Consider the following 23,272-nt stretch of genomic DNA (forward strand, 5'->3'; position numbering starts at 1 on the left):
CCATGCTGGAGCATGGCTGGTCCGTGGAGCCACCAGCAACCCGGACAAAACGGGAACTGAGGGGAAAAAACGGGCATGGGCGATCAATCCTTGAACGCCGGTTTTCCCATCCGGACAAAAGGCGGACGCACCGCGCGGGCGGCCAACAGGCGACCCCGCACATTCACCTGACACATCTCCCCGGGTTGCAGTCTGGATTCCACCACCGCCAGGGCGATGCCGGTTTCGAGCGTGGGGGAGTAGCCGCCGCTGGTGATCTCTCCCACCGGTTCGTCGTTGAGGTAGACCACCTGATGATCCCGCAATACCCCTTTGTCGGTGAGGATCAGGCCGATGCGTTTTTTGAGTTCCGGATCGTGACGGGTGGGTTCCAGGGATTGTCGTCCCACAAAATGGCGGGTATCCGGTTCCCAGACGATGGTCCAACCCAGTCCCCGTTCCAAAGGATTGCTTTTGTCGTGCATGTCGCGGCCATGGAGGTTCATGCCCGCTTCGAGTCGGAGGGTATCCCGCGCGCCCAGGCCGGCGGGCGCCACTCCGGCCTTGAGCAGCCGATCCCAGACGTGTCCGGCCATGGTGGTGGGGATCATCAGTTCAAAGCCGTCTTCGCCGGTGTAGCCGGTGCGGGCCACGCGCCATTCGTCCTGGGCGAGCATGTGAAACGCGGGCATGGCCATCGCTTTTTCCGCCAGGGAGGCGGGCAGGATCGTCCCCAGATGGCTTGCCGCCTCCGGCCCCTGCAACGCCAGGATGGCCAGATCCGTGCGTTCGGTCACCGTGACTTCGTAGGCCGGGGCGTGGATGCGGATCCATGCGAGATCCTTTTCCCGGTTGCCCGCGTTGACCACCAGGGTGAAAAAGGTGGCGTTCAAACGATAGGTGATGAGATCGTCCGCCACTCCGCCGCGCTCGTTGAGCATCAGCCCGTATTGCCCGCCACCGTCCGCCAGTCGTCCCGCGTCGCAGGCCAGAATCCAGCGCAACAGCCCGATTACGTCCCCGCCATGCAGATCCACCACCCCCATGTGGGAGACATCGAACACCCCGCAGTGGCGGCGCACCGCGTGATGCTCCTGGATTTGCGATCCATAATGCAAGGGCATGTCCCAGCCCGCAAATGGCGCCATCCGCGCTCCGAGTCCGACGTGACGGTTGTGCAGAATTGTTTTGTGCATCGAAAAAAACCTCGTCCAGCCTCGGGTGATGGATAGGCATGGCCACGTCGGCTGACCGGGGTGGGTCAACCGGCACGGTGATGATGAGAGCGGTGACTTGGTGCCATGCTGTCTCTTCAGTATATCAGGTCAAGGGGGGGTGGGTCCACGGGATGTCCCCGGATTTTTTCGGGGTTCATCCATTTTTGGGTCAAGGTCAAACAGCAGGAAAAATTTCTTAAGTTGTTTTTGGCTAGGGCTTTTTTGTTTTGGCAGTCTGGCAAGGACGAAATTGATTCCGGAATGGTTGTGGTGTAATCTTCCATCATTCCCCATCCTGCTTTTGGAGGCAAGCATGACCACCACCACTTTTGATACGTTGGAATGTGTGGAGCAGTTGAAGGCCGCCGGCATTCCTGAAGATCAGGCGCAAGGGATCACTAAGGTGCTGGCTACGTTGATGCGGCAGGTGGATGGGCGTGTGGAGGATCTAGCGAGCAAACGTGACCGGCAGGTGGAAGTCAAGTTCGATACGCTGGCGGACCGGAACGAACAGCAGGTCAAGGGGCGTCTGGATGGCTTGGCCACCAAACAGGAGCTGGATTTCAAGATCAAGGAGCTGGAAGTCTCTCTCAAGCGCGACATCAAGGAGTTGGAACTGCGGATGGTGATCAAGACTGGCACGATGATTCTGGCCGGGATCGGGTTGCTGTTTGGCTTGATGCGGGTGTGGCCATTGCCGGTTCAATACGTTCCGCCGCCTGCAGCCGTTCCGGCCTTCACCGCTCCCGCTGCCCGGTGATCGGGACTAGCCAATGCCCGGTGATCGGGATTGGCCAAGAGAGCGGGCCTGGAAAGATCTGGAAATCTGGCGAGGCTCAACCGTTCTTCAAGCCTTCGTCCAATCGTTTCAATTGGCGCAGCAGGGCTTCGAGTTGATCGAAGGGCACCATGTTGGGGCCGTCGCAGGGGGCGAGGTCCGGGTCGGGATGGGTTTCCAGAAACACCGCCGCCACTCCGGTGGCCACGGCGGCCCGGGCCAAAGGGGCCACGAAGCGGCGTTCGCCTCCGGAGGCGTTGCCCAGTCCGCCGGGCTTTTGCACCGAATGGGTGGCGTCGAAGACCACCGGGGCGCCGCTGTCGGCCAGGATGGTCAAAGCCCGCATGTCCACCACCAGATCCCCGTAACCAAACGCAAATCCCCGTTCGCAAACCAGAATGCGTTCATTGCCCGTGTCTCTGGCCTTTGCCACCACCCGGGCCATGTCCTGGGGAGCCAGGAACTGTCCTTTTTTGATGTTGACCGGTCGTTGGGTGCGGGCCGCTGCCTGGATCAGATCGGTTTGACGGCATAAAAAGGCCGGAGTCTGCAACATGTCCACCACCTCGGCCACGGGGGCGGCCTGCTCCGGGGTGTGGATGTCGGTGACCACCGGCAGGCCCAGTTCCTGTTTGACCATGGCCAGGAGGTTCAGGCCGTCATCGAGTCCGGGTCCGCGAAACCCCTGGGAGGAGGTGCGGTTGGCCTTGTCGAAGGAGGCCTTGTAGATCCAGGGCAGTCCGACCCGGTTCATGATGGCGCCGATGCGTGTGGCCGTGGACAGGGCGAACTCCCGACGGGTGGGGAGGGTATCGCCTTCCAGCACACAGGGACCGGCGATCAGGACCAAAGGCAAGCGGTTGCCGATGGCCAGATCCCCCACGGTGACGATGTGTTGCACCGGTGGTTCCATGGGTCATCCCCTCCGGTTGGCCAGCGACGCCTTGATGAAGGCGGCGAACAGCGGATGGGGGGCGCGGGGTCGGGATTTGAACTCCGGATGATACTGGCAGGCCACGAAAAAGGGATGATTCGGCACTTCGATTACTTCCACCAGTTCTCCGTCCGGGCTGGTGCCCGAGATGATCAGACCGGCCTGGGTCAACTGTTCCCGATAGTTGTTGTTGAATTCGTAGCGGTGGCGGTGGCGTTCGGAGATGGTCGGGGTGCCGTAGGCCCGGGCGGCGTGACTGTCCGGAATCAGATGGCACGGATAGGCCCCGAGTCGCATGGTGCCCCCCTTGTCGGCTTCCGTATCCCGGCGCTGGATTTCCTGTTCGGTTTTCCATTCGGTCATCAGGGCGATCACCGGGTGGGGGGTGTGGTCCGAAAACTCCGAGGAGTAGGCCCCCTCCAATCCGGCCACGTGACGGGCGTATTCCACCACCGCCATTTGCATGCCCAGGCAGATGCCGAAATAGGGCACCTTGTTTTCCCGGGCGTACTGGACCGCACGAATTTTCCCCTCGGCTCCCCGTTCGCCAAAACCGCCGGGAACCAGAATGCCATCCACCCCACCGAGCAGGGCGGCGGGATCTTCCTGGGAGAGATCGTCGGCGTTGACCCAGCGCAACGAGACCCGGCTGTCGTTGGCGATGCCCCCATGGGTGAGGGCTTCCACTAAGGACTTGTAGGCGTCCTTGAGTTCCACATATTTGCCGACAATGCCGATGGTGGTTTTGTGGCTGGGATTGACGATGGTTTCCAACACCGATTCCCAGTCGTCCATGCGGTGTTCCGCGCCGCGCAGATTGAGGAATTGCAGGGCCTTGCGGGCGAAGCCTTCCAGGTGGAGGGCAAAGGGCACCCGATAGATGGACTCCTGATCCTGACAGCAGATCACCGCGTCCGGATCCACATTGCAAAACAGGGCGATTTTTTTGCGCACCGAGGCATGGATCTCCCGGTCGGTACGGCAGACCAGAATGTCGGGTTGAATGCCGATGGCCCGCAGTTCTTTGACCGAGTGCTGGGTGGGTTTGGTTTTCAGTTCGCCGGAGGTGGGAATATAGGGGAGCAGGGTCAGATGGATGAACAGGGTGTTGTCCCGACCCAGATCGATGCGCAATTGGCGGATCGCCTCCAGGAAGGGCAGGGATTCGATGTCGCCCACCGTGCCACCGATTTCGATGATGGCGATGGAGGCATCCCCCGCGACGTTGAGAATCGCTTCCTTGATGGCGTCGGTGATGTGGGGAATGACTTGCACCGTGGAACCCAGATAATCCCCCCGTCGTTCCTTGCGGATCACCTGTTGATAGATGCGGCCTGTGGTGAAATTGTTGGCCTGCCCCATCGGAATGTCGAGAAATCGTTCGTAATGGCCCAGATCCAGATCGGTTTCGGCGCCGTCATCGGTGACGAACACCTCCCCGTGCTGGAACGGGCTCATGGTGCCGGGATCGACGTTGATGTAAGGATCCAGTTTTTGCATGGTGACGGAGTGTCCGCGCGCCTGGAGCAGGCTGCCCAGGGATGCGGCGGCCAGTCCCTTGCCAAGAGACGACACGACGCCGCCCGTCACGAAGATGAATTTGGCCATGTTGGATTCTCAATGCTCCGAGGGTGTGAGTCCGCGACAAGGAGATCATCCGTGTTGCTGCAAAACGGATGATCCGCCCGAGTGGGAACAGCATACACCACTTCTCGTGGCGGGTATACGATTCCTTAGCGTCGGATCGGGGATCGATTCGCTGGCGCGGTTGACCCTGGTGTCCAGGTTTGTGATAATGATGTGATTGTACTTATATCGCCGACAAGGAGGGGGTCATGCAAGGATTGGGTTTTTTGGGTCTGGTGTCGGTCCTTGGTTATATTGTCACCCGGATGGTGCTGGACAAACAAAGCGCCCCTCCCTCGGATCCGGGGCAATCCGCGCCATTGGCCACTTCCGGCGTCCATGCTCCGGCTCCCCAACCGGTGGTTTCGTCCCCCCCGGTCGTCTCCCCCAAGCCGGAACCCGTCCCTGTCGCCATCGAACCGGAAGCCGCTCCGGCTGTGGCCATGGCGCCTGAGCCGGAACCCGTCCCTGTCGCCATCGAACCGGAAGCCGCTCCGGCTGTGGCCATGGCGCCTGAGCCGGAACCCGTCCCTGTCGCCATCGAACCGGAAGCCGCTCCGGCTGTGGCCATGGCGCCTGAGCCGGAACCCGTCCCCCTGGAGCCGGAACCCGTCCCGGTCGATTCCGTCCCGGTTTTGCCGACCGTACCGGCGGTGCCGGTGGATCGGATCGTCACCGATCAGGGGATTGTCTGTTTGATTTGCGGTCAGACCTTCAAGGGATTGAAGGCCCATATCAACCGTACCCACAAGATCAGCGTGGAGGCGTATCGGGAGCAGTTCGGTCTGGATGAGCAGACCCCCATGTCCCCTCCCGTGGTGGCGTCGGCGGTGGCGGTGAAGAAAAATGGGAAAACTCCGGCCAGATCCGCCCCATGATCGTCCTGGCCTCGTGAAGGGGATCCTTGGCCGCCTCCAGCCAGTGGATGCGGATGCCGTGTCGCTCCATGCGGCGAAACCAGGTCTCCTGCCGTTTGGCGAACTGGCGGATGGCTTGCACCAGTTGATCGAACAGTTCAGCCCGGTCCAACGCGCCTTGCACGAACCGGGTGACGAAACGGTATTCCAGTCCCAACGCCTCCAGACTGGCGGGGGAGACCCCCCGGTTCAGCAGGTCGGCCACCTCCTCGATCAATCCGGTTTCCAGTCGCTGTTGCAACCGATCGGCGATCCGTTGCCGCAGAATGGCCCGTTCCCAGCGCATGCCCAGGATCAGGAAATCATGGTCCGGATCGGAGTGTGACACGGGAGGGGAATCGGGGGTGTTTTGATCCAAGGTGGCCTGGGCGATTTCGATGGCGCGGATGGCCCTTTCCCGGGTTTCCAGATCCGTGGTGTTGTGTTGGGTCGGTTTGAGGGTCAGCAGACGGGCGGTCAAGGCGTCATCGGACAGGGTGTGCAGATGCGCCCGCAGTGCCGGATCCGCTCTGGCCGGGGCCAGCCGGTATCCCCGAATGAGGGCTTCCAGATACAGTCCCGTGCCTCCGACCAGGATGGGCAGACCGCCTCGCCCCTGGATCTCCGGCAACAGCGCCAGGCAGCGTTGCTGAAACTGGAACAGGTCGAACGCTTCTCCCGGATCCACCACGTCGATCAGATGATAGGGAATGGGGCCGTACTCCTCCAGATCCTTGCCGGTGCCGATGTCCAGACCGCGATAGACCTGGCGCGAGTCCGCCGACAGGATCTCCCCGGCGATACCCTGGGCCAGTTGCACCGCCAGACGGGTCTTGCCGGAAGCGGTGGGTCCGAGAATGACAAGAATTTTCATGGCGACTCGTCGGGATGATCCGGTTTTGGGCGTGGATGGGGTGGGGGGATTGTAAACGGGTCTGCGGGTTTTCGCCAAATGGATTGCACCACGGACAGCAAGGAGCGGTCAGGCGCTCTTCGCCATTTTTTGCGTGGCATCCGCCCTCGGCAGGCCAATGACCATCCGTGACTGGATCTTGAACAAAAAGGAGACAACAAACATGGGATGGTCGTTTGTGGCGGTGGCGGTGGGGGCCGGTCTGGGGGCATTGCTGCGCTGGGGCCTGGGGGTGCGTTTCAATGCACTGTTTTCCACCCTGCCTCCCGGTACCCTGATGGCCAACCTCATTGGTGGTTACATCGTGGGATTGGCTTTGGCCTTTTTTTCTCAGCTTCCCGGGCTTTCCAGCGAGTGGCGTCTGTTGGTGGTCACCGGTTTTTGCGGCGGGCTGACCACCTTTTCCACCTTTTCCGCCGAGGTGCTGACCCTGTTGCAACAGGGCCGGATCGTCTGGGGCGTGACGGCCATCGGGGTGCATGTGATCGGATCGCTGCTGATGACCCTGCTGGGGGCGTTGAGCGGTCAGTGGCTGATGAACCGGTGACTCCTGAACCGACAGGGTGCGATCAGATGACCCGCCGGATGGGCAGGATCACCTCCGCCAGAAATCCTCCCAGGGATTCCGAACGATCGAACCGGATCGTGCCGGCGTAGTGGTCCACGGTTTCGCGCACGATGGTCAATCCCAGCCCGTGGCCGGAGCGTTGTTCGTCGAGGCGTACCCCCCGACGGGTGAGATGGGCGGTTTCGCCGGGGTCGACTCCGGGTCCATCGTCTTCCACCCGCAGGATGCAGCGCGTTTTTTCCTCCACCAGCGAAACCCGGATCTGACCCCGGCACCATTTGCAGGCGTTGTCGAGCAAATTGCCCAGCAACTCCATCATGTCCTCTTCGTCGAAGGGCAGGGAGAGTCCGGGAGGCAGATTCAGGTCGATTTCGATTTTCTTTTGGAAATGAATGTTTTTCAGGGTGCGGGCCAGCATGCCCAGGGCCTGTTCCGGAATGAAAAAACGACCCGGTACAGGCTGGTCGGCCATGCGTGCCCGTCTGAGTTCCCGATCGATGAGGGTCTGGAGCGCATCCAGACGGCTCATCATCTCCTGATGATGATCGTCGCTCAATCCCGGATCCCCCCGTCTTAGGATTTGCGACAGGGTGGTCAGGGGGGATTTCATGGCGTGGGCCAGATTGGAGATGGTGGAACGGGATCGCACCAGCCGCTGTTCCAGTCGCAACAACAGATGGTTGATCTGTTCCACCACGGGTTTGATCTCCGCGGGCACATCCTCCCGCAACCGGCTGATCTGTCCGGTCATCAACTGGACCACCCCTTCGCGAATCTCTTCGATGGGGCGCATCGCCCGTCGCACCGCGACGATCTGGATCATGGTGAGCAATCCCAGAAACAGCAGGGAGACGATGCCGTGCATCCACAGGAACTGGTCCAGATCCCCCTCGATGGGGGTCAGGTTTTCGGCTACGGTGATGATCAGTTGACGTTCCCGCAGGGTGATGGATTTGACCAAGACCAGCAGCGGTTCTTTTTTGGGACCCACCCCCCAATGGCGCAGTTTTTCACCGGGGCGGATGGCGGGTGGTTGCAAGGAGAATTCACCCAGGGACTGGGAGCGCAGGGTTTGAACCGGGCCGTCCCCCTGGAGGGTGATTTGATAGTAGTATCCGGAAAAAGCATGATGAAACAAGGCATCGACATGTTTTTCGTTGAGCTTGACCGCGTCGGTTTCGTCCAGGGAGAGTTCCGCCAGAATGCTGGCGATCTCCCCGTCCATGCGGTCTTCCAGGTAGTTGGCGGTCAACTCCCGCAGCGCCATGCCCACCACCCACCAGGACAACAGAATCATCACCGTCAGACCAGTGACCAGCGTGGCGAGCAGTTGATTCTTGATGGTCCCGATGTGTTTCATGCCCGCTTTTCGCCGGGGGTGAACAGATAACCTTGCCAACGCAAGGTGCTGATTACTTCGCGGCCCATTTTCTTGCGCAAATGGTTCACATAGACCTCGATGACGTTGTGATCCGTCACCTTGTCGAAATCGTAGATCGCCTCCATCAGGCTCTCCTTGGAGTGGATGCGGCCCGGAGAGAGCATGAAAATCCGCAGCAGACGAAATTCCATAGAGGTCAAACGCGCCTCGTTGCCGTCCGGCATGCGCACGCTTTGTCGTCCTTCGTCCAGGGAGTAGCCTCCCACGGTCAAGGTTCCTTGCAGGCGGGCGTGACAGCGGTGGATCAGGGCACGCAGACGGGCCAACAGTTCTTCGACGTGAAACGGTTTGCCCAGATAGTCGTCGGCGCCCGCATCGATGCCTTCCACCCGTTCCCACCACATGTTGCGGGCGGTGAGCACGATCACCGGAATCTGGTTGCGTGCCCGTCTCCAGTTGCCCAGCACCGCCAACCCGGAGCGGTCCGGCAGCCCGAGATCCAGAATGGCCGCGTGATAGACGGTTTCATTGGCCATGGCCTCGCCGTTTTCGCCGTCATGCACCACATCCACCGCGAATCCGGCTTCGTCCAGTTTTTTCTTTAAATGATCCGACAGTACACGGTCATCTTCAATGATCAGAATGCGCATGCTTGGCTCTCTTTTTTCGTTTTTGGGGTGCGTCGAATCCCGGCGTGATCAAAACCGCGTGCAGATGCAACCGTCTGCCTGGTAGAGTGTATTGATTTCAATTGACAATCTGTGCCAGGGTCGGTTGGCGCGGGCCTGCGGCCGGGATTTTTGTATGGCGCAGTCGTTATCCATTCCGCATGATCTTAACAGGGTGAACTGAATTTATCCTGAAGAGGCATGATTTTTTTTCAGAAATGGATCAATCGAGGAGGAGGACGGAATGGGAAACGGCCATGAGGGCAGACTTTTGGATCGTCTGCGCTCATGGCCGTTTTTTTTAATTCAGGTGGGGATGGGGTTGCGTCCGATCACTGGCAATTTTTGGCCAGACGGAATCCCAGACTGTTGTTGCGGCCCGATTGGCCAAAATAAAAGCGGATTGCCGAACGGATGTGTTCGGGATCATCGTGCCAGCCGCCGCCGCGATGCATGCGCAAGGCGGGGCCGGAGGCGGGACCCGTGGGATCGCTGGGGGGAGATAGGGCATAGTAGCCGTCCGAGTAGCGGTCCGAGACCCACTCCCAGACATTGCCCAACATGTCGTGCAATCCCCAGGCGTTGGGCTTGAGTTGTCCCACGGGATGGGGTTTGCCGCCGGTGGTGCCGGTTTCGTCGCCGTGCCAAGCGTACTGGAGCATTTCGCTGTCACCGTCCCCCCAGGGGCGGATGGTGGTGCTGCCGGCTCGGGCGGCGTATTCCCACTCGGCCTCCGTGGGCAGGCGATAGTCCGAGGTCTTTTCCTTTTCGTTGAGCTTTTTGATGAAGTCTTGGACCATGTTCCAGGAGACCTCTTGCACCGGCAGGGTACGGCCTTTGAATTCGCTGGGATTGTCCTTCATGACCGCGATCCATTGATCCTGGGTGACCTCGTATTTGCCCAGGCAGAAGGGTTTGGTAATGGTAACCGGATGCACAGGCATTTCCGAATCACTGGCTTCGGTGTCGAAATGTTTGTCCGAGCCCATTTTGAAGTGTCCCGGGGGAATGCGGACCAAGACCATGTGGATGGAATTGGTGATCTCTTGCAGCGAGTTGGGCACGGTGTCGGCCTGGGCGCTGTTCCAGGCAACGAGCCAGGGAATCGTCACAATGGCGAGGAGTCGAATCATAGCGGTTGCGCTCCATGGTCGAATGGGATGGTATGGCACTATTGCACTCCATTTAGGGGCGAAAGGTCAAGAATGCAATGATCAGATAGTTGGTGGAACCAACCAGATCGATGAACGTCAGCGCCAGCGGACCGGAGGCGATGGCCGGGTCGGTACCGATTTTCTTGAAGAAAAACGGCAACGACATGGCGATGGTGGAGGCCGCGGGAATGTTGAGCATCATCGCCAGTCCCACGGTGAGGGAGAGCAGCGGATTCTGGAACAAAAGATAGGCGGCCAGGGCCAGGAAAAGCCCGTAGACCGCTCCCTGGATCAGGTTGGCGGCCAGTTCCTTGAGCATCAGACGGAAAAAATGGGAGTTGTTGAGCAATCCCAGCGCCAGTCCCCGGACCGCCACCGAGCCGGTCTGACTGCCGGCGTTGCCCGACATGCCGATGACCACGGGAAAGAAAAAGGCCAACTGCACGATGGAAGAAAGCGTCTCTTCAAAGCCATCGAGAATGGCGGAGATCACCAGATAGCCGATGAAGGCGCTGATCAGCCAGGGAACCCGGACCCGGAAGATGTGAAACGGGGATTGAGCCAGGATATCGTTGTTCTGAGAGCCGATTCCGGCGCGTTTGAGCATGGCGCGGTTGTTTTCGTCCTGGATCACGTCCACGAGGTTGTCGATGGTGATCTGTCCCACCAGCGATCCCCGATCGTCCACCACCGGAATGGCCAGCAGGCGGTAATGGGAGATCTGTCGGGCCACCTCGTCGAGGGGGGTGTTGACGTGGACCCGGACCAATCGGGAATTTTCCAGTTCTTCCAGGGGGGTTTCGGATTCGGCCAGCATGAGACGGCGCAGGGAACAGACTCCGGCAAGCCGTTTCTGGGCGTTGGTGGTGTACAGATAAAAGACCGAATCGTGGGATGAAAGCCTCTGAATGATGTGGATGGCTTCAGCCGCGGTGGTGTTCTCCGGCAGGGCGAGAACCTTGGAAGACATGAGGCTGCCGGCGGTATTGTGCTTGTAATTGGAAACATCGTCTCCCAGGGTGAGATCCTCGTTCAACGCCTTCTTGATGCGTTCGGCGGCCTCTTCGTGCAGCATGTCGAGATTGCGTTGACACACCTCGTCCGGGAGGCATTCCAACATGGCCACGATGTGTTCGAGTTCACAATGGGTGAGGATGTATTTCTTGTGGGTCTCGCGCATCTCTTCGAAGACCAGCGCGGCGTGCTGGGGCGGCGTGATGAATTCAAAGAGCTCGCAGGCTTTTTCTTCCGCGAAGTCGCAAAAGACATGGGCGGCGTCGTCGGGCTTGAGTTTGAACAACATTTGCGACAAATGGAATTTGGCGCCCTTGCGATACAGTCGCTCGATGGCCTCCGGAATCTGGGGATCGTAGGCCTGCGAAGATTGCGCTTCGGAGTCGTCGAAATTGACCATGCTCATGGTGGAATCAATGTCCTTTGTAGACTGGATAGGGGAGTTCCGATGGCGATATGGCAGCGGAAATCGGGCTTATAGTCCGTAGGTGAGGGTGGCGATCAGCAGATAGTTGATCACTCCCAGGACATCCACGGTGGTCAGGACGTAAGGACCGCCCCCAACCGCCGGGTCATGACCCATTTTCTGAAGCAGGATCGGCAGCGAGGCTGCGATCACTCCGGCATAGACGATGTTGCTCAGGATGCTAATGCCGACCACGAAGGCCAGGATGCTGCTCTTGAAGACCACCAGGGCGTAGGTGGACAGGCAGATTCCATAAAAGCTTCCCACCAGCAGGCCGACACTGGTTTCTTTGAACAGCAGTTTGAAATAGTTGCTGACCCGGATGTTGCCGGTGGCCAGACCACGGATGGCCACGGTGGTTGTTTGATTGCTGACATTGCCAGCCATGCCGAAGATCATGGGCATGAAGAAGCTCAACTGGATCACGGTGGCCAGGGTGTGTTCGTAGTGGCTGAGGATCCATGCGGCCATCAAGCCACCCATGAAGGGGGCGACGAGCCACGGAAGCCGGGATTTGGCGACATGCAAAAAAGATTGGGACATGATGTCCAGTTTGGCGGTGACATCCGCCAATTTTTGCAAGGATTGCATGTCGGCTGCCCGGATGACATGAATCAGATCCTTGACGGTGATGATGCCGCACATCACCCCCTGGTCGTTGACCACCGGGATCGCGAGCAGTCGGTTGCGGGTGACCTTTTTGGCTACCTCCCGTTGCGGGGTGTTGACATGCACGGAATGGACATCGGTGCTGACGATTTCCGAGATGGGCCGTTCCGGGGTGGAAAGGAGAAGTTGTCTTAACGAACTGACCCCGATGAGACGGTTGTCCTTGTCCACCATGTAAGCGTAGAAAACGGGTGACTGCTTGGAGAGTTCCCGGACCGTGCGAACGGCGCTGCCTGCGGTGGTATTGTCGGGCAGGGCGAAAAATCGCGCGGTCATGAGCGCCCCGGCGGAATTGGACGGATATCGTTTGATGTTGTTGATTTCGATCTGAGTGGCTTGCTGAAGCGCTTCCGTCAGGCGGGTGCCCACCGTGGTACTCAGATTGTTGATGACTTTGTTGCGGACTTCGCAGGAGAGTCGTTCCAGAATCTGAATGGCCCGTTCCTGATCGCAGTGGGAGAAGATGTAATTCTGGAACTCTTCGCTGAGATCTTTGATGGTGGCACTGGCGAGCATGGGACACTCGATCAGTTCAAAGATATCCATGGCCTCTTTGGGGTCTAGGGAAGAGTTGATGACCTGGGCAATGTCGATGGCGGGCAGTTTTTCGATGATGCTGGCCAGATGGGGAATAGCCCCTTTGCGGTATAATCGATGGATCGTTTCTGAATATTTGGCCTGCTTGGATGAGGTTGATGGGTGGGGTTCATCAATTACGATTGCGCTCATGCTCTCCTCGAATGATAGGTCATGGTTTGTATGATCCTGCCGCCTGGGCGGTGCGCTGATTTGGACAGCAGGATCATCCCGACACCGGATTCGGTGTAAATAATTATTAAATAAGCTTTTTTGTTTTTTGTGTTACCGGTTGGCGGTCCGGCCGGAAAACAGGTTCATACCCAGTGCCCGGCGACCGATCAAAAAAGGGGACCGGGTGATCAGATCGGTGAAGGCTTCCAGGGTTTTCGGATGTTGCGTTTGGAGGGGTGCCGTGAAATCAATCGGTTGAATCATGGGAATGGCAGGGGGAGTCAAAGTGCGGATGACGGCTCTGAGGGTATTCATGATCGTGGTTCCTTTTTGTCGGGATGGTTGCTGTTTGGGGTGATACAGGGAAATAAACGGCCCCAACGACTGAAGAAGATCATCTTTTTGCCATTTTCTTTGTGATTGGTTGGCAATATCTTTTTTATTTATGGTACAAACGATTTTTGGAAAAAAATAGTAGAATTTTTAATCCCGGTTTTTGTCTATTTGTAAGATTTATGATTCAAAACGCCGATCAATGTGAATATCGATGCTTTTTTTGTGGTTTCTTTGTGATTATTGATTCACATCTTTCAAATAAATGTGAATCAAATTTCTCATTGCGCCGGAGTCTTTGAATCGGGAAATTGATTTTCCGGGTCGGGAAGATGTGCGGTCTGCGCGTGGTCCCCAGTGATGGGAAGTGTGATTCAAGTTTCCGGCAAGGAGTGCGTTTTCAATGGGATATCTATGGGATTTGAAAGGTCGTTTTGTCGGGATGGGCATTATCATCATGCTGGTCATCGCCGCCGAAGGGATGGTGGGGGTGCGTGGTATCGGCATGGTCCGGGAGCGGATTGAATACCTGGATCACTTCCTGATGCCCCTGACCCGTGCTCTGTCCCGGGTGGAGAGCCTGCATGTGCAGTTGAATCATCAATTTGAAAAGGCGCCCCGCGACGAACACGTCCCGGAACGCCTGATGGTCAATCCGCGCATCATTCACGATCAGACCACCCGCATTCAACAAGAGATCCAGTTCGGATTGGAAACCATCGAGAATGCCGCCAAGAGCGGACAGATCCAGGAGAACAATCCGTCGTTGCTCAAGATTCGGCAGCGTCTTGAGGCTTTGAGCGCCATGCAATCCCAATTGAACAAATCCTTGCAAGAGACGCCGGTGGATGCCGAGGATGGCATGATTCACCTGACGCCGGGGGCCAACCGTCAACTGGTGGATGATTCCGAACATCAGGAGGCCTGGTCGGACCGGGTACTGGAGTTGACCGAGGAGGTGCTCGACCGGTCCGTGAACAGCACCTTGCAGGTCAGCGATCATACGGTATTTTTGCTCATCGCCGCCTGGATCGTGAGTCTGGTGTTGTGTTCGCTGTTGATTCTGGTGCTGGCTGTGAGTATTTTGCGTCCGCTGCATCTGGTCCGGAAGGCCGTGGGCAAAATTGCCGCTGGAGAGATGGAAATTCAGTTTGAATCCAACTCCCACGACGAACTCGGGCGTCTGCTCGACGCCATGCGCGCCATGGCCCAGGCCTTGCGGGAACGCCAGAAGGTGGAGGATCATCTGCGTCAGTCGGAGAAGATGTCTTCTCTGGGGCGTCTGGCCATCGGTCTGGCCCACGAGGTCAACAATCCTTTGGCCAATGCCTCGATCAATCTGGAAGTGCTGGAAATGGATCCCACCTGTCATCCGACGGAACTGGTGGCCCGGTTGGCCGTGGTGCGGCGCAATATCGAGAAGGCCATGTCCATCACCCAGGAGTTGTTGAGTTTTTCCCGTCCGGACCGGCCCGAGTTCGCGCCGGTGGTGTTGCATGATGCCCTCGATGGGGTGTTGATGTTGCTGGGACAGCGTTTGCGTCCGTTTGCGGTGCGTTTGAACTATGATCCTGACCTGCCGGAAATCCTGGGGTTGAGTGGCAAGATTCAGCAGGTGTTCATGAACCTGATCCAAAATACCATCGAAGCCATGCCCCATGGGGGGGAACTGGTCATCACCACGGGACAAGAGGCGGAATGGGTCTTTGTCGAACTGCGCGACAGCGGACCCGGCATCCCTCCGGCCTTGTGCAGCAAGGTGCGGGAACCCTTTTTTACCACCCGTATGGAGATGGGAGGCGTGGGACTGGGTTTGACTGTGTGTCAGAGCATCATGGATCAGCATGGCGGTCGTCTGGAACTCGATCCCCATCCGGCCCCGGAAGGGGGGTTGCGGGCCATCGTCCGTTTTCCGAAAACCGAGAGTATCGCCGCCTCTGACCCGGTCGGGGCCGAATGGAGCCTGAAGCATGAATCCGATTCTGATCGTCGATGATGACAACGATTTCTGTCAGGTGATCGAGGATGTTCTCACCAAGGCCGGTTTCGTCACCTGCCGGGCCAACAATGGTCAGGAAGCCTTGGCGGTACTCGCCCAGCAAAAGTGTGACATCGTGCTGCTGGATCTGGTGCTGCCCGGCATGGATGGTCTGGAGGTGCTCAGACGCATCCAGCAGCAGGATGAACACATCCGGGTGATCCTGATCACCGCCTTCGCCACCATCGAAAACGCGGTCAGCAGCATCAAGATGGGGGCCACGGAGTTTTTGACCAAGCCGTTCCGGATCACCGACTTCATCATTCTGATCCATCGTACCGTGGAGGAGATCCGTTTCGAGCAGAAGGCGTTGGAACTCAATTTTGATCCGATTCTCGTCTGTCTGGCCCATCCGATCCGGCGGGGCATCGCGGAAGCCTTGAGCGGTCAACAGGTGCTGCGCCTGACCGATCTGATGCAGCAACTGGATATCAGCGATCACACCAAGCTGACTTTCCATCTCAAGAACCTCATCGAGCATGGCATCATCGACAAAACCCGCAACCGTTCCTATCTGCTCACCCAGCGGGGACGGATGCTGTTGTCGGGTTTGCGTCGTCTCTCCATGAGCCTGGGTGTCAACAGCTAGATTGACGCGGGCTTCGATCTTCTTCTGCACTTGGACAAAACAAAACAGGAAATCGGCAACATTGAGCGATTTCCTTGCAATCGGGAACCGCGTGCGGTTACACTGCACGGGTTTTCATCATTTCCTATTTCACACGCGGATGACCGTCGGTCCCGGCTCCCCTTGCGGGGTGAGGATCGTCTTGCCAACCGGCATCCGCGGAGGCCAAAGCCGAACTCAAACATCTAAGGATTGTGATCATGGCAACGTTTTCGATTCGTGAACTCCTGGACGCGGGTTTCCATTTTGGTCACCAGACCAAACGCTGGAATCCCAAAATGGGCCGCTACATCCATTCGGCCCGCAATGGCGTCCATATCATCAATCTGCAAAAGACCATCTATATGCTCCGTGATGCCTGCCGTTTCGTCACCGAGCGGGTCACCGACGGAGGCGTGGTCCTGTTCGTGGGCACCAAGCGTCAGGTGGTGGATCTGGTCGCCGAAGAGGCGGCCCGCTGTGGACAATACTATGTCAACCATCGCTGGCTCGGCGGCACCCTGACCAACTGGAAAACCATTCAAGACTCCATCCGTCGCCTGAAAGATATCGAAAAAATGCGGGATGACGGCTCCTGGCAGCTTCTCCCCAAAAAAGAAGTGTTGCGTCTGGAACGCCAGAAAGAAAAAATGGAACGTTCCCTGGGCGGCATCAAGGACATGAGTCGTCTTCCGGATCTGATCATCGTGGTGGATGTCAACAAAGAGTCCATCGCCGTGGCCGAAGCCAACAAACTGGGGATCCCGGTGGTGGCCCTGGTGGACTCCAACTGCGATCCGGATCATATCGATTGGGTCGTGCCGGGCAACGACGACGCCATCCGTTCTTTGAAATTGTTCATGAACAAAATGGGCGAAGCCATCATGGAAGGCAAACGTCCCGAGGTGAGCGAGGCCATGTTCGAAGGCCGCAACGATGCCGCCTCCTCGTCCGACGGCGCTGACGAAATGGTTCAGACCCATTCTTGAAATACAGTCATATAAAGGAATACGTGACATGTCTGCTGTAACTGCGAATCTCGTGAAAGAGCTTCGGGAAAAGACCGGAGCCGGAATGATGGATTGCAAAAAGGCCCTCACCGAAACCGATGGCGACCTGGAGGCGGCTGTGGATTGGCTGCGCAAGAAAGGCATCGCCTCGGCTTCCAAGAAATCGGGCCGGGTGGCTGCGGAGGGCAAGGTGGTGGTGGCTGCCGCCGGCAATCACGGTCTGCTGCTGGAAGTCAACTCCGAAACCGATTTCGCCGCCAAGAACGAGCGGTTCATGGCCTTCGCCACCACGGCGGTTCAGGTGGGACTGGATGCCAGAATCCAGACCGTGGAACTGCTGGCCGGTCTGCCCTATCCGGGCACCGGGCGCAGTGTGGCCGAGGAGTTGACCGCCCTGATCGCCGGCGTGGGTGAAAACATGAACCTGCGTCGCGTGGCCCGGGTGGACGTGCCCCAGGGCGCGGTGGTGGGTTATCTGCACATGGGTGGCAAGATCGGTACCCTGGTCGCGTTGGACTCCGCCGCCTCCGATCAGGATGGTCTGCGGGAACTCGGCAAAAAGATCGCCATGCACGTGGCGGCCTCCACCCCGTTTTATCTCAACCGGGATCAGGTGCCAGAATCCGACCTGGAGCGGGAAAGAAGTGTCCTGGCGGATCAGGCCCGGGCTTCCGGTAAGCCGGAGAGCATCATCGAAAAGATGGTGCAGGGCCGTCTTTCCAAGTTCTACGCCGACACCTGTCTGGTGGAACAGCCCTTTGTCATGGATCCGGAGCAGTCGGTGCAGGCTGTGGTGGATGCGGCGGCCAAGAGCCTGGGATCTCCGATTCGTGTGGCCGGTTTCGCCCGTTTCATGATGGGCGAAGGGTTGCAGAAACGGGATGACGACTTTGCCGCCGAGGTGGCCAAGCAGATCGGTCAATAGACCCGCCATGCGACGCATCTTGTTGAAATTGTCGGGCGAGGCCCTGATGGGGGGACGAGGCGAAAGCCTCGACCCCTCTTTTTTGAAGGATCTGGCCCTGGATATACGCGCCGCCCGGGCTTTGGGGGCGCAGGTGGCCGTGGTGGTGGGCGGTGGCAACATTTTTCGTGGCGCCACCGGTGCTGCCCTGGGCATGGAGCGCACCAGCGCTGACCAGATGGGCATGCTGGCCACGGTGATCAACTCTCTGGCTTTGCAGGCCGCCCTGGAAGGGTGTGACGTGCCCACCCGGGTCCAGTCCGCCATCCCCATGACCCAGGTGGCCGAACCCTTTGTCCAGCGTGAGGCGGTGCGTCACCTGGAAGAGGGACGGGTGGTGATTTTCGCGGCGGGAACCGGCAATCCCTACTTTACCACCGATACGGCGGCAAGCCTCCGGGCCGCCGAAATCCATGCGGATCTGCTGCTCAAGGCCACCAAGGTGGATGGGGTCTACGACGCCGATCCCGTGAAAAATCCCGATGCCAGGAAATTCACCGCGTTGACCTATGACGAGGTGTTGCGTCGGGGACTCGGCGTGATGGACCTGACCGCCATCACCTTGTGCCGGGACAACCGGATCCCCTTGTGCGTCTTTTCCATCCTGGAGCGGGGCTGTCTGGAGGCGATCCTCAAGGGAGAAGCACGGGGCACCACCATCGGCCTGACTTGAAAAAACGGTGCTTCTTTGGCAACTTTCCATCTTATCGGACGGGAGTGGCATGATGACTGACCCCGCTGTTCTTCAATCCCTGGATCAACGGATGGCCAAAGCCATTCAGTCGCTCAAGGAGGAGTTGGCCGGCGTGCGCACGGGACGGGCCTCCACGTCGATTCTGGATCGGGTGATGGTCAATGCCTACGGCACCGAGACCCCCTTGAACCAAGTGGCCACCCTGAATGTCCCGGAACCCCGCCTGATCACCGTGCAGCCTTGGGACAAGAAACTCATCAAGGCCATCGAAAAGGGCATCCTGGAGTCGGAACTGGGCCTGAATCCGGCCAACGATGGCGTGTTGATCCGCGTGCCTTTGCCCGAACTCAACGAAGAGCGGCGCAAGGAATTGGTCAAAATGGTCCAAAAGACCGGTGAACATGCCAAGGTCGCCCTGCGCAACGTGCGTCGCGAGATCATGGACCAGTTCAAGAAAATGGAAAAGAACAAGGAAATTTCCCAAGACGATCTCCGTCAGATGGAAAAAGTGGTGCAGGAGCGCACCGATCAGCGTGTCAAGGAAGTCGATGAAGTCGTGGCCCACAAAGAGGCCGATGTCATGCGGGTCTAGCCGAATGTCCATTTTCTTCGGCCCGGAATCCCAATGACCACCATTCCCCCCGACAAAATGCCCCGGCATGTTGCCATCGTCATGGATGGCAATCGACGCTGGGCCAAGTCCCGGTTCCTTCCCAAGATCGAGGGACATCGACGGGGGGTCAAAGCCGTGCGTCGTACCGTGGAGGCCTGTCTGGATCTTAAGATTCCGACGTTGACCCTTTACACCTTCTCTTCCGAAAACTGGAACCGTCCTCAGGATGAGGTCTCCTCATTGATGAATCTGCTGGCCATCCATCTGCGCAAGGAGATGGACGAGTTGGTCAAGGAGGGCGTGCGCTTCCGTGCGCTGGGACGCATCGGCGAACTGCCTGAGACCATCCAGATCCTGGTGCGGGAGCTGGAAGAGAAGACCCGCTTCAATACCGCGTTGGATTTCAACATCGCCATCAACTACGGGGGGCGTCTGGAGTTGGTGGACGCGGCCCGGTCCCTGGCCAGGGATGCGGTTGCCGGAAATCTGGATCCCGAGGCGATCACCGAGGCGTTGTTGGCCTCCCGCTTGACCACCGCCGGGCAGGTGGATCCCGATCTGTTGATCCGCACCGGGGGAGAGCAGCGCATCAGCAATTTTCTGCTGTGGCAGATGGCCTATACCGAAATGGTGTTTCTTCCGATCTATTGGCCCGAATTCGATGCCGCTCACCTGGAACAGGCCATTCAGGAATATGCGAGCCGGGATCGTCGTTTTGGGGCCGCCCGTTAACGTTTTGGTTCGCCTGTCAACCTCTCTGGATTGATACCGGATGATCGCTCGCTCGCTCTCCGCCATTGCCTTGGCGCCGTTGCTGATCTTGTTGCTTCTGGCGGGATCCCGCTTCGCCTTGTTCGTGCTGTTGCTGGTAGCCGGCGGGGTGTTGCTGTGGGAGTGGCTTCGCATGAAGGAACCCTTCTCCCCGGTGATCCATGTTCCGTTGCTGCTGGCCCAATCCATGGTGCTGTATACCGGCTATCGGGGTTATCCGGGCTGGATCGGGCTGGAATTGATGCTGGTCCTGCTGGCCCTGTTCGCCTGGTCCCTGGTGGAGTACCGGCCCGGAGAGGCGGTTTCACCCCGGGCGGGATTCCGTTTCATGGGGGTGGTCTATTGCGGGGTGCCGTTGATGCTCCTGGATGGTATCCGCGCCATGCAGCACGGGGGCGCCTTGATCTGTCTGCTATTGTTCGTGGTCTGGGCCACGGATACCGGGGCGTATCTGGTGGGACGGAAATGGGGCCGGAGCCGAATCGCTCCGAACATCAGTCCCAACAAGACCTGGGCCGGATTCTGGGGGGGAACTTCCCTGGGTACCCTGGTGGGCTGGGTGGGCGTCTTGGGATTCGGACTGCCCTTTACCGGGATCCAGGGTCTGGTGTTGGGTCTGGTGCTTTCGTTGGTGGGACAGGCGGGGGATCTGGTGGAGTCGGTCTTGAAACGGGAAGCGGGCATCAAGGATACCGGTCAACTGATTCCGGGTCATGGGGGGCTGTTGGATCGGCTCGACAGCCTGTTGTTCGTCACTCCGGTTTTTTATGCCTATCTGCGTTTGCGCTGGAGCGGCGTCCCCTTGGGAGCGTGGTTCTTTGGGGGTTAAACGGATCGGAATTCTGGGATCCACCGGATCCATTGGTGTCAACGCTCTGGATGTGGTGGCCGCCCATCCGGATCGGTTCCGGGTGGTGGCCCTGGCTGCCGGCACCCAGGTGCGGCGCGTGATCGAGCAGGTCCGTCGCTTCCGACCCGAGGTGGTGGCCATGGGGGATGAGGCGTCCGCCCGGGAGGTCCGCCATGCACTGGCGGGAGAACCGGTGGAGGTTCTCTCCGGGGAGACGGGAGTGGAGCGGGTCGGGGGCTGGGAGAGTGCGGACATGGTGCTTTCGGCCATGGTCGGCGCCGTGGGGTTGCGACCCACCCTGGCCGCGCTGCGGGCCGGCAAGGATGTGGCCCTGGCCAACAAGGAGTGTCTGGTGATCTCCGGCGCTCTGTTCATGGATGCGGCGCGCCGTTCCGGATCCCGGGTCATTCCGGTGGACTCGGAACACAGCGCCATTTTTCAGGCGTTGTACAATGGCCAACGGGCACCATTGACCCTGCGGCCCGACGAAGGCAATCTCCATCCGGAAACCCGCCTGATCCTGACCGCATCGGGGGGACCGTTCCGGGGGTGGGGGCGGGAGCGGCTGGCAGGGGTCACGCCGGAACAGGCCCTGGCCCATCCCAACTGGAACATGGGGCGCAAGATCACCATCGACTCCGCCACCTGCATGAACAAAGGGTTGGAAGTGATCGAGGCGCATCACCTGTTCGGGGTTCCCGCGGAGCGCATCGCCGTGGTGGTCCACCCGGAAAGCATTGTCCACTCCCTGGTGGCCTATCCCGACGGATCGATGTTGGCTCAGATGGGCCTGCCCGACATGCGCACCCCCATCGCGGTGGCCCTGGCGTGGCCGGAACGGATCACCGCCCCGGTGGCGGCGTTGGATCTGCCCGCTTTGGGCGTTCTGACCTTTGCGGGGCCGCCGGATCCGGAGGCTTTTCCCTGTCTGCCGTTGGCCTATCAGGCCTTGAAACAGGGGGGCACGGCCCCGACCGTGCTCAACGGGGCCAATGAGGTGGCCGTGGAGGCGTTCCTGGACCATCGGATCGGATTTCTGGATATACCCCGACTGATTCAATGGACCCTGGAACAGACCGCGCCGGGAGGCATGAACACGGTCGAGGAGCTTTTGGAGGCGGATCGGTGGGCGCGCGTCCGTGCGCGTGATTGGATTGGCCGTCATGGCAGTGGGAGTCAAACCGCATGAATACCGTGATGTGGGCCCTGGTGGTGCTGGGTGTGTTGATTTTTGTCCATGAACTGGGTCACTTTCTGGTGGCCCGTCTGGTGGGAGTGCGGGTGCTGGTGTTTTCCCTGGGATTCGGTCCCCGCATCGCCGGCTGGAGCCGGGGGGAGGGGGAGACCGAATATCGGCTTTCCGCCGTGCCGCTGGGCGGTTATGTGAAGATGCTGGGGGAGTCCGACGACGAGGAGGAGGCGCCTTTGTCCGCAGAAGAGGCCCGCCACTCCTTCGCCACCCAGACGGTGTGGTCGCGCATCGCCATCGTGTTCGCGGGTCCGGGCTTCAATTTCATTTTTGCTTTCGCGGTGCTGGTGCTGGCCTTCATGCTGGGAGTGGGGGAAGTGCTGCCGGTGGTGGGTTCCGTGAGCAAGGGCATGCCGGCGGAACAGGCCGGAATGCGGGTCGGGGATCGGGTGGTGGCCATCAACGATCAACCCGTGCCCCGCTGGGAGGTGTTGAGCCAGACCATCAAGCAATCCGATGGCCTGCCCCTGCGCTTCACCATCGAGCGCCCCGAAGGGCCGTTGATGCTTACCATTCAGCCCAAGATCCAGGAGATGAACAACATCTTCGGCGAAACGGTGCGTACCCCCCTGATCGGTATCGGTCCCGGTTCCACCACCGAGTTTGTCACCTACAGCCTGGGGCAGGCTCTGGCCCGGGGGGCGGAGCATACTTGGCGCATGAGCGAAATGATCGTCACCGGGGTGTGGAAACTCCTGATCCGGGCCATCCCCGCGGACCAGATCGGTGGTCCCCTGATGATCGCCGAAATGGCCGGCAAGACCGCCGAACAAGGCATGAGCAGCATGCTGTTTTTCATGGCGCTGATCTCCATCAATCTGGGCATCTTGAATCTGTTGCCCATTCCGGTTCTTGACGGGGGGCATCTGTTTTTCTTTTTTATCGAGGCGATCAAGGGCTCGCCGGTCTCGGAAACCGTGCGCATGCATGCCAATCGTATCGGGATGTTCAGCCTTGTGTTGCTCATGGCCTGGGCCATGAAGAATGACTTGACCCGAATGTTTCCCTTGGGTCAATGATTCGGGCATAAATGATTACCCATGCTATGTCGTCTCTTGCCCCGTTGATGCATGTGGAGTATGTTTTCCCGGTCATTGCCCACAGACTTGCCATGAGGAAGAACATTCAAG

At 59.1% G+C, this 23,272-nt stretch carries 22 protein-coding genes; 12 read left to right on the plus strand and 10 right to left on the minus strand.

Annotation, left to right across the window (positions count from 1 at the left end; all coding sequences use genetic code 11):
• Positions 1-83: 83 nt before the first annotated feature.
• Positions 84-1,175: a glycine cleavage system aminomethyltransferase GcvT gene (gene gcvT, locus HQL98_00105; protein MBF0270461.1), complete on the minus strand. Its 1,092-nt coding sequence runs from the start codon at positions 1,173-1,175 to the stop codon at positions 84-86.
• 334 nt (positions 1,176-1,509) lie between these two features.
• On the opposite strand from gcvT, the gene HQL98_00110 reads away from it, so the two are divergent.
• Positions 1,510-1,956: a hypothetical protein gene (locus tag HQL98_00110; protein ID MBF0270462.1), complete on the plus strand. Its 447-nt coding sequence runs from the start codon at positions 1,510-1,512 to the stop codon at positions 1,954-1,956.
• A gap of 76 nt (positions 1,957-2,032) precedes the next feature.
• Here the strand turns inward: HQL98_00110 and kdsA are convergent, their stop codons facing one another.
• The 3 genes from kdsA to miaA all read right to left on the minus strand — a co-directional run bounded on the left by kdsA (position 2,033) and on the right by miaA (position 6,304).
• Entirely contained in the window at positions 2,033-2,887 is an 855-nt protein-coding gene (gene kdsA, locus HQL98_00115; protein MBF0270463.1) for a 3-deoxy-8-phosphooctulonate synthase, read from the minus strand.
• Positions 2,888-2,890: 3 nt separating this feature from the next.
• Positions 2,891-4,516: a CTP synthase gene (locus tag HQL98_00120; GenBank protein ID MBF0270464.1), complete on the minus strand. Its 1,626-nt coding sequence runs from the start codon at positions 4,514-4,516 to the stop codon at positions 2,891-2,893.
• A gap of 771 nt (positions 4,517-5,287) precedes the next feature.
• Positions 5,288-6,304 (minus strand): tRNA (adenosine(37)-N6)-dimethylallyltransferase MiaA, encoded by a 1,017-nt coding sequence (gene miaA / locus HQL98_00125; GenBank protein MBF0270465.1) that lies wholly within the window; start codon positions 6,302-6,304, stop codon positions 5,288-5,290.
• A 202-nt stretch (positions 6,305-6,506) separates the two neighbouring features.
• Here miaA and crcB point away from each other — a divergent pair, with 202 nt between their 5' ends.
• Positions 6,507-6,890 carry a fluoride efflux transporter CrcB gene (gene crcB / locus HQL98_00130; GenBank protein ID MBF0270466.1) on the plus strand — a complete coding sequence of 128 codons (384 nt, stop codon included), beginning with the start codon at positions 6,507-6,509 and terminating at the stop codon, positions 6,888-6,890.
• 22 nt (positions 6,891-6,912) lie between these two features.
• On the opposite strand, the gene HQL98_00135 is transcribed toward crcB, so the two are convergent.
• From HQL98_00135 to HQL98_00160, 6 genes are all read right to left on the minus strand, one after another.
• Positions 6,913-8,271, minus strand: coding sequence for a sensor histidine kinase (locus HQL98_00135; protein MBF0270467.1), 1,359 nt, complete (start codon positions 8,269-8,271; stop codon positions 6,913-6,915).
• On the minus strand, positions 8,268-8,942 hold the full coding sequence (locus HQL98_00140; protein ID MBF0270468.1) for a response regulator transcription factor: 675 nt from the start codon (positions 8,940-8,942) through the stop codon (positions 8,268-8,270). Before HQL98_00140 ends, HQL98_00135 begins: the two co-directional genes overlap by 4 nt.
• A 350-nt stretch (positions 8,943-9,292) precedes the next feature.
• A complete protein-coding gene (locus HQL98_00145; GenBank protein MBF0270469.1) occupies positions 9,293-10,093 on the minus strand; it encodes a formylglycine-generating enzyme family protein in 801 nt (266 codons plus the stop codon).
• Positions 10,094-10,145: 52 nt separating this feature from the next.
• On the minus strand, positions 10,146-11,534 hold the full coding sequence (gene mgtE / locus HQL98_00150; protein MBF0270470.1) for a magnesium transporter: 1,389 nt from the start codon (positions 11,532-11,534) through the stop codon (positions 10,146-10,148).
• A gap of 69 nt (positions 11,535-11,603) precedes the next feature.
• Entirely contained in the window at positions 11,604-12,992 is a 1,389-nt protein-coding gene (gene mgtE / locus HQL98_00155; protein MBF0270471.1) for a magnesium transporter, read from the minus strand.
• A 132-nt stretch (positions 12,993-13,124) separates the two neighbouring features.
• A complete protein-coding gene (locus HQL98_00160; GenBank protein MBF0270472.1) occupies positions 13,125-13,328 on the minus strand; it encodes a hypothetical protein in 204 nt (67 codons plus the stop codon).
• 421 nt (positions 13,329-13,749) lie between these two features.
• Here HQL98_00160 and HQL98_00165 point away from each other — a divergent pair, with 421 nt between their 5' ends.
• The 10 genes from HQL98_00165 to rseP all read left to right on the plus strand — a co-directional run bounded on the left by HQL98_00165 (position 13,750) and on the right by rseP (position 23,161).
• Positions 13,750-15,342, plus strand: a complete 1,593-nt coding sequence (locus HQL98_00165; GenBank protein ID MBF0270473.1) for a HAMP domain-containing protein — start codon at positions 13,750-13,752, stop codon at positions 15,340-15,342.
• Entirely contained in the window at positions 15,317-15,973 is a 657-nt protein-coding gene (locus HQL98_00170; GenBank protein ID MBF0270474.1) for a response regulator, read from the plus strand. Before HQL98_00165 ends, HQL98_00170 begins: the two co-directional genes overlap by 26 nt.
• 239 nt (positions 15,974-16,212) lie before the next feature.
• Positions 16,213-16,980 (plus strand): 30S ribosomal protein S2, encoded by a 768-nt coding sequence (gene rpsB / locus HQL98_00175; protein ID MBF0270475.1) that lies wholly within the window; start codon positions 16,213-16,215, stop codon positions 16,978-16,980.
• 28 nt (positions 16,981-17,008) lie between these two features.
• On the plus strand, positions 17,009-17,926 hold the full coding sequence (locus HQL98_00180; GenBank protein ID MBF0270476.1) for an elongation factor Ts: 918 nt from the start codon (positions 17,009-17,011) through the stop codon (positions 17,924-17,926).
• Complete coding sequence (locus HQL98_00185; protein ID MBF0270477.1) at positions 17,883-18,638, plus strand: UMP kinase; 756 nt, start codon at positions 17,883-17,885, stop codon at positions 18,636-18,638. Before HQL98_00180 ends, HQL98_00185 begins: the two co-directional genes overlap by 44 nt.
• A gap of 49 nt (positions 18,639-18,687) precedes the next feature.
• A complete protein-coding gene (gene frr / locus HQL98_00190; protein MBF0270478.1) occupies positions 18,688-19,251 on the plus strand; it encodes a ribosome recycling factor in 564 nt (187 codons plus the stop codon).
• Positions 19,252-19,284: 33 nt separating this feature from the next.
• Positions 19,285-20,004 carry a di-trans,poly-cis-decaprenylcistransferase gene (uppS, locus tag HQL98_00195; GenBank protein MBF0270479.1) on the plus strand — a complete coding sequence of 240 codons (720 nt, stop codon included), beginning with the start codon at positions 19,285-19,287 and terminating at the stop codon, positions 20,002-20,004.
• A 40-nt stretch (positions 20,005-20,044) separates the two neighbouring features.
• Positions 20,045-20,872, plus strand: coding sequence for a phosphatidate cytidylyltransferase (locus tag HQL98_00200; GenBank protein MBF0270480.1), 828 nt, complete (start codon positions 20,045-20,047; stop codon positions 20,870-20,872).
• Positions 20,811-22,082 (plus strand): 1-deoxy-D-xylulose-5-phosphate reductoisomerase, encoded by a 1,272-nt coding sequence (locus HQL98_00205; GenBank protein MBF0270481.1) that lies wholly within the window; start codon positions 20,811-20,813, stop codon positions 22,080-22,082. The genes HQL98_00200 and HQL98_00205 overlap by 62 nt, the downstream gene beginning before the upstream one ends.
• Positions 22,079-23,161, plus strand: coding sequence for an RIP metalloprotease RseP (gene rseP / locus HQL98_00210; GenBank protein ID MBF0270482.1), 1,083 nt, complete (start codon positions 22,079-22,081; stop codon positions 23,159-23,161). Before HQL98_00205 ends, rseP begins: the two co-directional genes overlap by 4 nt.
• The last annotated feature ends 111 nt before the right edge of the window (positions 23,162-23,272 follow it).

The sequence above is a fragment of the Magnetococcales bacterium genome (assembly GCA_015231755.1).
In the GTDB taxonomy this organism is placed as follows: Bacteria; Pseudomonadota; Magnetococcia; order Magnetococcales; family Magnetaquicoccaceae; genus Magnetaquiglobus.